This window comes from Paraburkholderia sp. BR10937, assembly GCF_040965695.1.
In the GTDB taxonomy this organism is placed as follows: domain Bacteria; phylum Pseudomonadota; class Gammaproteobacteria; order Burkholderiales; family Burkholderiaceae; genus Paraburkholderia.
This window is the reverse complement of the sequence record NZ_JBFRCL010000054.1, coordinates 25,658-39,290: the sequence shown is the minus strand read 5'-3', so window position 1 is coordinate 39,290 and position 13,633 is coordinate 25,658. Positions and strand designations below refer to the sequence as shown.

General features: G+C 66.7%; 11 protein-coding genes. All 11 read left to right on the top strand.

All coding sequences use genetic code 11. The annotated features are described in order from the left end of the window. Nucleotides 1-78 precede the first annotated feature (78 nt). The 11 genes from AB4Y44_RS32835 (at nt 79) to AB4Y44_RS32785 (ending at nt 13,470) form a co-directional block, all read left to right on the top strand. Nucleotides 79-660 (top strand): pseudouridine synthase, encoded by a 582-nt coding sequence (locus AB4Y44_RS32835; protein ID WP_368701877.1) that lies wholly within the window; start codon nt 79-81, stop codon nt 658-660. A 344-nt stretch (nt 661-1,004) separates the two neighbouring features. Further along, on the top strand, nt 1,005-1,205 hold the full coding sequence (locus AB4Y44_RS32830) for a hypothetical protein (protein ID WP_028213393.1): 201 nt from the start codon (nt 1,005-1,007) through the stop codon (nt 1,203-1,205). 310 nt (nt 1,206-1,515) lie between these two features. Continuing rightward, nucleotides 1,516-1,956, top strand: coding sequence for a DUF192 domain-containing protein (locus AB4Y44_RS32825; protein ID WP_342921252.1), 441 nt, complete (start codon nt 1,516-1,518; stop codon nt 1,954-1,956). A 304-nt stretch (nt 1,957-2,260) separates the two neighbouring features. Continuing rightward, complete coding sequence (gene fusA, locus AB4Y44_RS32820) at nt 2,261-4,369, top strand: elongation factor G (protein ID WP_342921112.1); 2,109 nt, start codon at nt 2,261-2,263, stop codon at nt 4,367-4,369. Nucleotides 4,370-4,510: 141 nt separating this feature from the next. Continuing rightward, nucleotides 4,511-5,017, top strand: coding sequence for a cupin domain-containing protein (locus AB4Y44_RS32815; RefSeq protein ID WP_368701876.1), 507 nt, complete (start codon nt 4,511-4,513; stop codon nt 5,015-5,017). Between the two features lie 58 nt (nt 5,018-5,075). Continuing rightward, nucleotides 5,076-6,092, top strand: a complete 1,017-nt coding sequence (locus AB4Y44_RS32810) for a HoxN/HupN/NixA family nickel/cobalt transporter (RefSeq protein ID WP_342921114.1) — start codon at nt 5,076-5,078, stop codon at nt 6,090-6,092. Nucleotides 6,093-6,336: 244 nt separating this feature from the next. Next, nucleotides 6,337-8,013 carry an ABC transporter substrate-binding protein gene (locus AB4Y44_RS32805; RefSeq protein WP_368701875.1) on the top strand — a complete coding sequence of 559 codons (1,677 nt, stop codon included), beginning with the start codon at nt 6,337-6,339 and terminating at the stop codon, nt 8,011-8,013. A gap of 32 nt (nt 8,014-8,045) precedes the next feature. Continuing rightward, entirely contained in the window at nt 8,046-9,068 is a 1,023-nt protein-coding gene (locus tag AB4Y44_RS32800; protein WP_342921116.1) for an ABC transporter permease, read from the top strand. A gap of 5 nt (nt 9,069-9,073) precedes the next feature. Beyond that, nucleotides 9,074-9,958, top strand: a complete 885-nt coding sequence (locus AB4Y44_RS32795) for an ABC transporter permease (protein ID WP_368701887.1) — start codon at nt 9,074-9,076, stop codon at nt 9,956-9,958. Beyond that, on the top strand, nt 9,955-12,051 hold the full coding sequence (locus tag AB4Y44_RS32790; RefSeq protein WP_368701874.1) for a dipeptide ABC transporter ATP-binding protein: 2,097 nt from the start codon (nt 9,955-9,957) through the stop codon (nt 12,049-12,051). The genes AB4Y44_RS32795 and AB4Y44_RS32790 overlap by 4 nt, the downstream gene beginning before the upstream one ends. A gap of 540 nt (nt 12,052-12,591) precedes the next feature. Further along, nucleotides 12,592-13,470: a hypothetical protein gene (locus tag AB4Y44_RS32785; protein WP_368701873.1), complete on the top strand. Its 879-nt coding sequence runs from the start codon at nt 12,592-12,594 to the stop codon at nt 13,468-13,470. The last annotated feature ends 163 nt before the right edge of the window (nt 13,471-13,633 follow it).

The window sequence follows — 13,633 nt, the reverse complement described above, 5'->3', positions numbered from 1 at the left end:
ATGTAGAAATCGACGAAACGTAATATGCATTAAGATCTCGGCGCCAGCCAGTCATCCATTCGTACCCGTCGCCCAGTCATGCGCTTGATCGCTCTCAATAAACCGTTCGGCACGATCTGTCAGTTTTCGCCGCACGAAACGCGTCAGTCTCTCGCGGACTGGGTGAAGGTGCCGGGCGTCTATCCCGCCGGCCGGCTCGACTCCGATAGCGAAGGTCTCCTGCTCCTCACCGACGACGGCGCCTTGCAGGCGCGCATTGCCGAACCGAAACGCAAGCTCGTGAAGCGCTATTGGGCGCAAGTGGAAGGCGAACCCGGTGCGGGAGCGCTTGCCGCGCTCGAACGCGGCGTCGATCTCGGTGACTTCGTGACGCAGCCGTGTCGAACAAGAATCATTGTCGAGCCCGAAAATATGTGGCCGCGTCATCCGCCGATTCGTTATCGCGCGTCGATACCCACCACGTGGGTCGAGATTGCGATCAGCGAAGGCAAGAACCGGCAAGTGCGACGCATGACCGCGGCAGTGGGCTATCCAACGTTGCGGCTCGTACGCGTGGCGATCGGCGCGCTCGATATTTTTTCGCTTGGCCTCTCGCCCGGCGAAAGCATCGACGTGCCCACCAATGCGCCGTGGCAGACCACGCCTCACAGACACAAGTGATTGTTGTGCAAGCACTTTTCACGTGCTGATCGATTTTTTTCGGATTACGCGGCACGTCCTTCGCCTTTCTGTTGCGTCTCGTTACGAAGCAAATAAAAAGTTTGCGTCAACCGTCTCGCGAGACCATGCGTTATTCGACGCAGATGCCGCCAGAAGCTATCCGGCATTCAGCCTTCAGGGTCCTCGCAGCAATGTGCGGTCCCGACCGCTGGCAGACGCAGAAATCAAATTCACGTGAATTTGTCGAAAGCGACTGTCAACCGAAAGGTGGATGGCACGTTTACCGACCTGACTCCAAAAACCGGGTCACTTGGTTAATCAACTCAAGCTTGAGGATTCACAACATGAACAAACTGATCGCTGCTCTGGTCGCTGGTCTCTTCGCATCGGCTGCATTCGCACAAGCTTCGGCTCCGGAAGCTGCTTCGGCTGCTCCGGCTGCTGCTGCTTCGGCTGCTCACAAGTCGTCGCACAAGAAGGCACACAAGAAGTCGTCGCACAAGAAGGCAGCGAAGGCTGAAGCCGCTTCGGCAGCTTCGGAGTAAGCTTGTTGTAAGACGCATGAAGCCGCGGCATTCGTTGCCGCTCTTCAGCGCGACGAAAGGCAGAGCGCCGCAAGGCGTTCTGCCTTTTTGTTTGGCTGCCTGATTTTCAGCCATTGTTTTGTCACGCACGCTCGCCGCATCACGTCGATGACGTGAAACGCGCCGCGCATTTTGACCCGCTCTGACCTGGTCGCGTAACATGCGCGGATTACCCTACAGCAAGGAGTCTCTCGTGCGATTTTCCCTGCGCTCGTTCTTCGTGCGCTGCGCGCTTGTCGTCGCATTGCCATTGGCCGCTTGCGCGGCGCTCATGTTCACCGCGACGGCCACGTCGAGCATCGCGCAGGCGCAGCAGATCCCGCCGGGCGCCAAACAGCCAGGCGACTTTCCGCGCGTGAAGCTCACAGCAGGCATGTTCGTGATCGACGCAGCGGTCGCCGCCAACGACGCGGACCGTGAACAAGGCCTCATGTACCGCTCGCAGCTCGGGCCCAATGAAGGCATGCTGTTCGTGTTCGGCGAAAACGCCGTGCACTGCTTCTGGATGAAGAACACGCTGATCCCGCTGTCGATCGCGTTCATTCGCGCCGACGGTACGATCACCGACATCGACGAGATGCAGGCCGAAACGACCAACAACCACTGCCCGCGTAACAACGGCGTCTTCGCACTCGAAATGCCGAAGGGCTGGTTCACGGCGAAGGGCATCAAGCCCGGCATGAAGATTCAGGGACTGCCGCCGCTGCAGTAAGCGCGCGGCGACCCAGCGCGCGCCATGCGCGCGCCGCGCAAAAACGCAAGCCGGCCCCGCACGTACGCGGCGCCGGCTTTTTTTGCGCCCGCCGGCGCGCCGCCTGGCGCCCCTGCGCAGCGCCGTCGCCGCTTCCCGCGCCGCGGCATACGCCCTGCAAAACCGGCGCGCAAGCGCTATCCTATAAATCCCCCGCATGGCGCGTGCCACCAACGCGTGCGCCATGCGGCGCATCGGGCCGCGCGCTGGCCGCGCCGCGTGCCGCCCGGCAGCTTCCATGGCGCGTCATTCCAAGGAGATCACCGTGCCTCGCAAGACCCCCATCGAGCGCTATCGCAACATCGGGATCAGCGCTCACATCGACGCCGGCAAAACCACGACGACCGAGCGCATCCTTTTCTACACCGGCGTGAATCACAAGCTCGGCGAGGTTCACGACGGCGCGGCGACTATGGACTGGATGGAGCAGGAACAGGAACGCGGCATCACGATCACCTCGGCCGCGACCACCGCGTTCTGGAAGGGCATGGCCGGCAATTACCCCGAACACCGCATCAACATCATCGACACCCCGGGGCACGTGGACTTCACGATCGAAGTCGAGCGCTCCATGCGCGTGCTCGACGGCGCGTGCATGGTGTACGACTCCGTGGGCGGCGTGCAGCCGCAGTCGGAAACCGTGTGGCGTCAGGCGAACAAGTACAAGGTGCCGCGCATCGCGTTCGTCAACAAGATGGACCGCGTGGGCGCGGACTTCTTCCGCGTGCAGCGGCAGATCGGCGAGCGTCTGAAGGGCGTGGCCGTGCCGATCCAGATTCCGGTGGGCGCGGAAGATCACTTCCAGGGCGTGGTCGATCTCGTGAAGATGAAGGCGATCGTCTGGGACGACGAGAGCCAGGGCGTGAAGTTCGAGTACGAGGACATCCCCGCGAATCTCGTCGAGCTCGCGCACGAGTGGCGCGAGAAGATGGTCGAAGCCGCCGCCGAAGCCGACGAAACGCTGCTCGAAAAGTATCTTCACGATCACGAAAGCCTGACCGAAGAGGAAATCAAGGGCGGCCTGCGCAAGCGCACGATCGCCAACGAGATCGTGCCGATGCTGTGTGGCAGCGCGTTCAAGAACAAGGGCGTGCAGGCCATGCTCGACGCCGTGATCGACTACCTGCCCTCGCCGGTGGACGTGCCCGCGATTCTCGGCCACGACCTCCACGACAAGGAAATCGAGCGCCACCCGAGCGACGACGAGCCGTTCTCCGCACTCGCCTTCAAGATCATGACCGACCCGTTCGTCGGCCAGCTGATCTTCTTCCGCGTCTATTCGGGCGTGGTGAATTCGGGCGACACGGTGCTCAACGCGACCAAGGACAAGAAGGAGCGCCTGGGCCGCATCCTGCAGATGCACGCGAACGAGCGCAAGGAAATCAAGGAAGTGCGCGCGGGCGACATCGCGGCCGCGGTGGGCCTGAAGGAAGCGACGACGGGCGACACGCTCTGCGATCCGGCGCATGCCATCGTGCTCGAAAGGATGATCTTCCCCGAGCCCGTGATCTCGCAGGCCGTCGAGCCGAAGACCAAGGCCGACCAGGAGAAGATGGGCATCGCGCTCAATCGCCTCGCGCAGGAAGACCCGTCGTTCCGCGTGCAGACCGATGAAGAGTCCGGCCAGACCATCATCTCGGGCATGGGCGAGCTGCACCTCGAAATTCTCGTCGACCGCATGAAACGCGAGTTCGGCGTGGAGGCGACCGTCGGCAAGCCGCAAGTCGCGTATCGCGAGACCGTGAAGAACAAGGTCGAAGATGTGGAAGGCAAGTTCGTCAAGCAGTCGGGCGGGCGCGGCCAGTACGGCCACGCGGTCATCACACTCGAGCCGCAGACGCCGGGCAAGGGCTACGAGTTCGTCGACGCCATCAAGGGCGGCGTGATTCCGCGCGAGTTCATCCCCGCGGTCGACAAGGGCATCCAGGAAACGCTCAAGGCAGGGGTGCTCGCGGGCTACCCGGTGGTCGACACGAAGGTCACGCTCACGTTCGGCTCCTACCACGACGTCGACTCAAACGAAAACGCCTTCCGCATGGCCGGTTCGATGGCCTTCAAGGAAGCGATGCGCAAGGCCAAACCGATCCTGCTCGAACCGATGATGGCCGTGGAAGTGGAGACGCCCGAGGACTTCATGGGCAACGTGATGGGCGATCTGTCGAGCCGTCGCGGCATCGTGCAGGGCATGGAGGACATCGCGGGCGGCGGCGGCAAGATCGTGCGCGCCGAAGTGCCGCTCTCGGAGATGTTCGGCTACTCCACCTCGCTGCGCTCGCTCACGCAAGGCCGCGCCACCTACACGATGGAGTTCAAGCACTACGCGGAAACGCCGCAGAACGTGGCAGAAGCGGTCATCAACGCGAAGAAGGCCTAAGCCAGGCGACGTGCAGTCGTTGCTGTGCACGCGAAAGCCCGTCCCCTGCGGACGGGCTTTTTTGCATGCGCGCAGCGCAATTTTGACCATGCCACAATGCGGCGATGACGCTGCGAGGCCCACAGTCAAGGAGACACGACGATGAGTCACGAACACGACCATGAGCATCCTCACGACGACTCACCCATCGACTGGCGCGAAAACGGCGTCAAGGTGATACGCGGCGACCAGCTCGACACGAACACGGCGCAAACGCCCGGCATGAACCGCGCGGCCGCGATCAACGCGGCGCGCGTGGGTGCACAAAAGATCTGGGCGGGCACGGTGACGATCCATCCGAACGCGAAGACCGGCGCGCATCATCACGGCGCGCTTGAGAGTGTGATCTACGTCGTGCGCGGTCACGCGCGCATGCGCTGGGGCGAGCATCTGGAATTCACCGCCGAGGCGGGCCCGGGCGACTTCATCTTCGTGCCGCCCTACGTCCCGCACCAGGAGATCAACGCGAGCACCGACGATCCGCTCGAATGCGTGCTCGTGCGCAGCGACAACGAGGCCGTCGTGGTGAACCTGAACATCGACGCCGTCGAAGCCCCGGAAACCGTGTACTGGGTCGATCCCATCCACCGTCATCCGCACGACCATTGAGGGGCCGGCAGCCCATTCCGCCTTCCACGACGCAATCACGCTATGACGCAATGACGTTATGACGACGCCCGCCGCCTCGCTCCGCGCCCGCCTGATTCCGCTCTACGCCGCGCTCGTCGCCGCCAATCTCGGCGCGTGGGCGTGGGCGCTGATCGCGTTTCGTCACTATCCGCTGCTGCTCGGTACGGCGGCGCTCGCCTACGGCTTCGGCCTGCGCCACGCGGTGGACGCCGACCATATCGCCGCCATCGACGCCGTCACGCGCAAGCTCATGCAGCAGGGGCAACGCCCGCTCGGCGTGGGACTCGCGTTCTCGCTCGGCCATTCGACGGTCGTGATCGTCGCCACGCTCGGCATCGCGCTCACCGCGCTCTCGTTGCATGGCCGCTTCGAGCAGTTCCACGAGATCGGCTCGACCATCGGCACGCTCGTCTCGTCGACGTTCCTGCTCGTGCTCGCGGGCGTGAACCTCGTGATTCTGCGCGACGTATGGATGCGTTACCGCCGCGCACAGCGAGGCGACGACGCAGCACTCTCCGCCGACGCGCCCGCGCCCGCCGGCCTCTTCTCGCGCGCGCTCAGGCCGCTCTTTGCGCTCGTTACGAAGAGCTGGCACCTGTACCCCGTTGGCGTGCTGTTCGGCCTCGGCTTCGACACGGCCACCGAAATCGGCCTGCTCGCCATTGCCGCCGCCGAAGCGGGCAAGGGCCTGCCGATCTATTCGATTCTCGTGTTCCCCGCGCTTTTCACGGCGGGCATGACACTCGTCGATTCGACCGACAACGTGCTGATGGTCCACGCCTACGGCTGGGCGATGGACGATCCCAGGCGCAAGCTCTACTACAACGCGAGCATCACGTTCGTCTCGGCGCTCGTGGCGATCGTGATCGGCGGCGTGGAAGCGCTCGGGCTCCTCGCCGACAAGCTCGGCGCGCGCGGCGGCGCATGGACGCTCATCGCGGGTCTCAACGAGCGCTTCGGCGAGTTGGGCTACGGCATCGTCGCGGCATTCATCGCCTGCTGGATCGGCTCGGTGCTGTTCCATCGCTGGCGCCGGCCCGCCGCGGCCCGCTAAAGCACTCGCACGACTGCACGGCGCGCCATGCGCGCGCAACCCCGCGAAACCCCTACCCTTCGCCTCGTTTGCCGAAAGCGCGTAAACTAGGCCCAGCTATTGCGCGCCTGCCGTGCTCGATAGCCCCGTCAATCGTTTCACCTTGCTGAACCCATTCGTCGTCTGCCGTACCGCATGCCGCCGTCGCGCAACGCCCCCGGGCCTCGCGCGTCCCCTGAACGGAATCGCACGGAAACCCGCACCGATGAAACGACCGCAGTCCCGCCGTCCGCTCCTCCCCAGCCTCGAAGCGCTGCGCCCTCAGGCAGGCGATCACGGCAACCACGCCCTCGACGAATTCGCTGCCGGCCGCCTCACGCGCCGCGAGCTGCTGCGCTATGCCAGCGCGGTAGGCCTTACGGCACTGCCTGCGTTTGCGGGCCTCGCCGTGCCGCGCGGCGCACACGCCCAGGGCGCGTCGAAACCCGGCGATCAGACGATCCGCGTGGCGCACCTGATGCCCGCGGGCGCCGTCGATCCGCTCACCGTGACCGATGCGGGCGCGCTGTGTCTGCTGAACCAAACGGGCGAATTCCTCGCCAACGACGACGCGCAAGGCCATCTGCAACCCGCCCTCGCGCTCTCCTGGCAAGCGAACGCCAAAGCAGACGTCTGGACGTTCAAGCTGCGCCCCAACGTGAAATTCCACGACGGCCAGCCATTCGGCGCGAAGGACGTGGTGGCGACCTTCGATCGCCTCGCCGACCCCGCAACCGGCTCGGCGGCGCTCTCGGTGCTCAAGGGCGTGCTCTCGAAAGGCGGCGCGAAGGCCGTCGACGATCACACGGTCGAGTTCCACCTCGACGCGCCCAACGGCAACTTCGCCTACTACGTTTCTTCGGACAACTACAACGCCGTGATGCTGCCCGCCAACTATGCGGGCAATTACGAAAAGAGCTTTATCGGCACCGGGCCGTTCAAGCTCGACAAATTCGAAGCGCGGCGCGGCGCGAGCTTCGTGCGCAATCCCGACTATTGGGGCGAAAAGGCGATGCCCGCGCGCGTGGAATTCGCCTTCTACGCCGACGAGCAGGCGCAATTGCTCGCGCTGCAAGGCCACCAGGCCGACGTGATGGGCACCTTCACCGTGCAGGGCGGCATCGGCATCCTGAACAATCCCGACTTCAAGGTGATCGGCGTGCGCTCGAGCGCGCACCGCCAGATCCACATGCGTAACGACTCGCCCACCTTCAAGGACAAGCGCGTACGCAAGGCGCTCGCGCTGGCGCTCGATCGCGACGTACTCGTGCGCGGGCTGTTCAAGGGTCGCGCCGTGGTGGGCAACGACAGCCCGTTCGCGCCCATCTTCCCGTCCACGGCGACCGACGTGCCCCAGCGCAAGATCGATGTCGCGAAGGCACGCCAGTTGCTCGCGCAGGCGGGCGTGGCCAACGGCTTCGACGTGTCGCTCACCTCCGAGAAGTACATGGAAATACCGGACCTCGCCGTGGTCGTGCAGAACGCTGCGAAGGCGGTCGGCATCCGCATCGCGCTCAAGGTGGAGAGCCAGTCGCAGTACTACGGCGCGGGCACGTTCGGCAAATCGGACTGGCTCGACTCGCCGCTCGGCATTACCGACTATGGGCACCGCGGCGTGCCGAACGTGTTTCTCAACGCGCCGCTCACCTCGGGCGGCACGTGGAATGCTGCCCACTTTCGCAACGCGCAGTACGACAAGCTGGTCGCGCAGTTCGCGGCGACGCTCGACGTGGCGGCCCAGAAGCAGGTGGCGAGGCAGATCCAGACGCTGCTGCTCGACGAGACGCCCGTGATCATCCCGTACTTCTACGACCAGTTGATCGCACAGCGCGCCGTGCTTTCGGGCGTGCGCTTCACGGCGCTCGCCCAGCTCTATTTCGACCGCGCGACGCTCGCCGCCTGAACCGGCCCTGGCGCACCCGAAACGGAGGTCCGATGGCTACTCCGCTCCCGCCCATGTCGAATCCGGCCGGCACCGCGCGCGCCTTCGTCCCGCGCGCGGGCGTCGTGCGCTTTCTCGGCCGGCGCGCCGCCTGGGCGATCTTCACGCTCTGGCTGCTCTCGGTGCTCGTGTTCGCGGGCGGCCAACTGCTGCCCGGCGATATCGGCCGCGCCGTGCTGGGCCCGCTCGCCGACGCGCGCGCGGTTGCCGCGCTCAATCACGAGCTGGGCGCGGACCGGCCGGTGCTCGACCAGTACGTTTCGTGGATCACGCATGCGCTGCGCGGCGACTTCGGCATGTCGTGGAGCTACAAGCAGCCCGTCGCGCCGTTCGTCGGCGACGCGCTCCTGCAGTCGGCCAGGCTCGGACTGCTTGCGTTCGTGGTGGTGGTGCCGCTCGGCATTGCGGGTGGCGTATGGGCGGCGCTTCACGAAGGCCGCCTGATCGACCGCGCGATCAGCACGGGCGGCCTGTGCGCGAGCGCCGTGCCGGAATTCGTCTCGTCGATCGTGCTGATCCTCATCTTCGGCGTGTGGCTGCGCTGGCTGCCCATCGAGGCCACCGCGCCCAGCGGCGCGGGCGTGCTCGAACAATTGCGGCACCTCGTGCTGCCCGTGCTGCCGCTCGTGCTCGTGTTCTTCGGCTATCTCGCGCGCATCGCGCGTGCGGGCACGATCACGGCGCTCGACGCCGACTACACGCGCACCGCGATTCTCAAGGGGCTGCCGAGCCATGTCGTGATCATGCGGCACGTGCTGCGCAATGCGCTGCTGCCCAGCGTGACGGTGGCGGCCACGCAGCTCGGTTATCTGATCGGCGGGCTCGTCGTGGTCGAATCGCTGTTCCGCTATCCGGGCGTAGGCTCCCTCATCTTCAACGCCGCGAAGGCCAAGGACTTCCCGTTGCTCGAAGCCGGTGTACTCGCGGTGGGCGCGGTCTATACACTCGCCAATCTCGCCGCCGACGCCCTGCACGCATTGCTCGACCCGCGCCTGCGCGCGCCGGGAGGCGCATGAACGATATGGTATCCGAACCAATTTCTCCGGGCGGCGAACCGGGCGAAGAAGCGCTCGCCGACACGCGTCTGCGCGACACGCTGCATCTGCTGCTGCGCTCGCCCTCGTTCGTCGCGGGCGCGCTGATCCTCGTTTGGTGGATCGTCTGCGGGCTCGCGGGCCAGTGGTTCGCACCGCACGACGCCTACGCGTCCGATCCGCTCAGCTCGCTCCTGCCGCCCGACCATACGCACTGGTGCGGCACCGATCAGCTCGGCCGCGACATCTGCTCGCGCGTGATCGTGGGCGCGCGCGACATCCTCACGATCGCGCCGCTCGCCACGCTCGTCGGCACGCTCGCGGGCGCGGCGCTCGGGCTCGTCACGGGCTATTTCGAAGGCGCGTTCGGCACGTTCGTCGCGCGTACGCTCGACGCGGTGCTCGCGCTGCCGCTCGTGATCGTCGCGCTGCTCGTGCTCGCGGCCGTAGGCGCCTCGAATCTCGCCGTGGTGCTCGTGATCGGCATTACCTTTGCGCCGCTCGTCGCACGCACGGTGCGCGCGGCGGTGCTCGCCGAGCGTCATCTCGACTACGTGGCGGCGGCTCGCTTGCGCGGCGCGAATGCGCTCGCCGTGATGTTCACGGAGATCCTGCCGAACGTCTGGCCGCCCATCGTCGTCGAGGCGACGGTGCGCCTCGGCTATGCGATCTTCGCGGTCGCGACGCTCTCGTTCCTCGGCTTCGGCATCCAGCCGCCGTCCGCCGACTGGGGACTCGCGCTCGCCGAGTCGTACACGCTTCTCGCGGGCGGCGCATGGTGGACCGTGGCGTTCGATGCGCTTGCCATCGCCTCGCTCGTGGTGGCCGTGAACCTGATCGCCGACAGCCTGCGCGAGGTGCTCCAATCGTGAACCGCCCCGCTTCTTCACGCCCCGCTCTCGCCACCTTCAGCGTGCCGCGCGACGACGACGCGCTCGCGCTCGTCGGCCTCACCGTCGCTTACCGCGTGCGCGGGCGCGACCGCGACGTGCTCACCGACGTCTCGCTGCGCATCCGGCGCGGTGAAGCGTATGGGCTCGTAGGCGAATCGGGCTGCGGCAAGTCGACGGTCGCGCTCGCCGCGCTGCGCTATCTGCCGCGCAACGGCCGCGTGAAAGCCGGGCGCATCGCAATCGCGGGCGACGACGTGCTCGCGCTCGACGTCGACGGCCTGCGCACGCTGCGCGCCAACGCCGTGTCGATGGTCTATCAGGACCCCGCCAGCGCGCTCAATCCCACGCTTACCATCGCCCGCCAGCTGAACGAAGCGTTCGAAGCCGCGGGCGCCGACGCGAGCATGGCCCGCTCGCGCTCGCACGCGATGCTCGAGCGCGTGCGCATTGCCGATCCGGGCCGCGTGCTGGCGAGCTATCCGCACCAGCTCTCGGGCGGCATGCAGCAGCGCGTCGTGATTGCGATGGCACTCGCGTCGAACCCCACGCTCCTGATTCTCGACGAACCGACCACCGGCCTCGACGCCACCGTCGAGGCCGAGGTGCTCGACCTCATCGCGAAGCTGCGTGCGGAGCTGGGCATGGCGGTGCTGCTCATCAGCCACGACCTCGCGGTGATCGGGCGCATGTGCGAACGCGTGGGCGTGCTCTACGCGGGACGGCTCGTGGAGGAAGGCGCCACGCGCGACGTGTTCGAGCGCGCGCGCCATCCGTACACGGTCGGCCTGCTGCGCTGCCTGCCGGCGCAGGGCCGCAACAAGCATGCGGGCGCGCTCGACACGATACCGGGCGAGTTGCCGGCGCCTGGCGTGAGTGCGCCCGGCTGCATCTACGCACCGCGCTGCCGCCTCGCCGACGCGCGTTGCCGCGTGGAAGCGCCGCCGCCGCATCGCATGACCGCGCCGCACGGCGAGCAGATGTCGCGCTGTCACTATCACGAACGCGCGATGGAATTGCCGTTCGGGAACCTGATCGGAGGCGGCGACGGTTCGCAGACTTCGGGCGATGGTCCGTCGAATGGCGAAGCCGAACCGCGCGTCATATTGCGCGCACTCGACGTCTCGCGCACCTTCGGACACGGCGCGCAAGCCGTGCGCGCACTTGACGGCGTGTCGATCGAGCTGCATGCGGGCGAGACGCTCGGCGTCGTGGGCGAATCGGGCAGCGGCAAGACGACGCTCGCGCGCATGCTGCTCGGCCTGCATGCTCCCGATGCGGGCGGCGCCGTCGAACTGGACGGCAAACGCCTGCACGCCCACGTCGCGCGGCGCCGCGCCGACGAGCGCGCGGCGCTGCGCGTCGTGTTCCAGCATCCGGACGCCTCGCTCAATCGTGCGCTGCCCGTGAAACGGTTGATCGAGCGCGCGCTTTCCCGGCCGCACGACGCCACGCCGGCAGCTCACCAGGCCTCAGACGAATCGCGCATCGCGGGACTGCTCGAAGCCGTGCGCGTGCCGGCGCGCTATCTCGTGGCGCGCGCGCGGCAACTTTCGGGCGGGCTCAAGCAGCGCGTGGCGATCGCCCAGGCGTTCGCGGGCGAGCCGCGCATCGTGATCTGCGACGAGCCCACCTCGGCGCTCGACGTCTCCGTGCAGGCGGCGATTCTCAACCTGCTCGCGCGCCTGCAGCGCGAACGCGGCGTGAGCTACCTGTTCATTTCGCACGACCTCGATGTCGTGCGCTATCTCGCCGATCGCATCGTCGTGCTCTACGCGGGCCGCGTCGTGGAAAGCGGTCCGGCCGGCGCGGTGTTCGACGGCCCGTGGCATCCGTATACAGAAACGCTGCTGGCCGCGCGCGCGCTCGGTGCGGCAACGGCCAACGATACGAACGCCGCGGCGCGCGGCTGCATTTTCAGCGCGCACTGCCCGCGCAAGCTCGGCGCGATTTGCGACGAAGCGCCCCCACCGCTCGCCGAAGCGGGCGGCGGCCATCGCATTCTCTGCCACATTCCCGTAGACGAATTGCGCGCACAACAGAGCGCCACCACGGACACACAAGCGGCGACCTGACGGTGCGATAGCACGCATATCGCACCCGGCTTCGTTGCGCTGTCCGCTTTCGCAACGCGAATCGCGCCATTGAGCGCGCGCGTTTCATCGCCGTAACGTTTTCCGCGTTTTTTCTGCCACGCGGGCGACACATGAATTGTCAAGTCCACCCCGCAAGCCCCTCCCCGGCCGATGGCACAAAACTGGCTATATCGGCATCAGGCATCCGGCCGCCGCAATCCGGTGCAATGCACCCCGACACGCGCGGGGCGTCGCACCGGGCGGACGAATGACTGGCCGCTCGACGCGCTTGTAATCTGCCGACCCACACCATGGGCTCCGACAATCCACAAGGAGTCCTGCGCAAACCGGTCATCCTGCGCGCGGCCTGACCGGGTGCCGTGTTTGGCGAGTACCGCAGAAGCCGGATCGAACCCGATACGCCGGCGCGAAGCGGGTTGCGAGCCTGACGGAGTCGGCGCACGCGCACAAGGCGTGCGGCCGGCACGGGGGCATGGGCGACGACAGCGCATCACGCTGCCGCCTTGCGGGGAGAACAAGATGAAAAAGACCAACATTCATCAGTACTGCTATTGGATAAGATGGGGAGCAGGCATGTGTGCGGTGGGCGCGGGCGTTTTGTTCCCCGCGATCTCTGCGCATGCCGCAGGCGACGTCATCAATCCGGTGATCCTGCTCGCCGACGCACCTCTGCCGGCGAGCGGGGCAGAGGGCTTCGGAGCGTTCAGCGCGCCGGTTGCTGCGGATTCGCCTGCCGCCAGCATCTCGTCGAAAACTGATTCGGAGTCCGATTCGGCTACGCTGGCGAGCGACGTTTCTACGGTGTTCGCGCCGAACGATTGCATTAGCCGTACGGGCAGCGCGTGTTTCCGGGGCAATGGCGGCGGCGGCCATGGCGGCTCGGGTGCGTCGAGCGGCAGCAACGGAAGCAGCGGCGGCGCTGCGGGTGCCGCGACGGCCAGCACGGGAGGGCTTGGCCGCAGCGGCAGCTCTAGCGTGGGAGGGACGGGACCGAGCGGTTCGGGAGGCGGTTCCAGCAACTCCGGCGGCGGCGAAGGCGGTGGTGGGAAAGGAGGCGGCGGTAACAACGGCGGTAACAACGGCGGTGGCAACAACGGTGGCAACAACGGTGGCAACAACGGTGGCAACAACGGTGGCAACAACGGTGGCGGCAATAACGGTGGCGGAAGCAGCAGCGGCAGTTCAGGCGGCTGTGGCTGCGGCAGCCACGGCGGATCGGCAAGCGGCCCTTCGGGCGGCCCCGCAGGCGGATTCGGCGGCGGCTTTGGCGGGGGTTTCGGGGGTTTCGGCGGATTCGGCGGTGGCTTCGGAGGTGGATTCGGCAAAGGTGGACCGTCGGGCGGCCCGGGCGGCGGGTACGGCGGCGGACACGGTGGCGGCCATGGCAGCGGTCATTGAACCTGTACGGCGGTGCAGGCAGAGCGCTGCAGCCACTCCGATCTGGCGCGACGGCCAGGCGCGCCAGTCCTGGCGTCGGCGGCGGCGTCCCGGTCCCCCGGCCGGGCACCGCCGCCGCGGGCCGGTCGCCGGATGCGCGATGCGCGTGGCGTTCCCGGGCGAC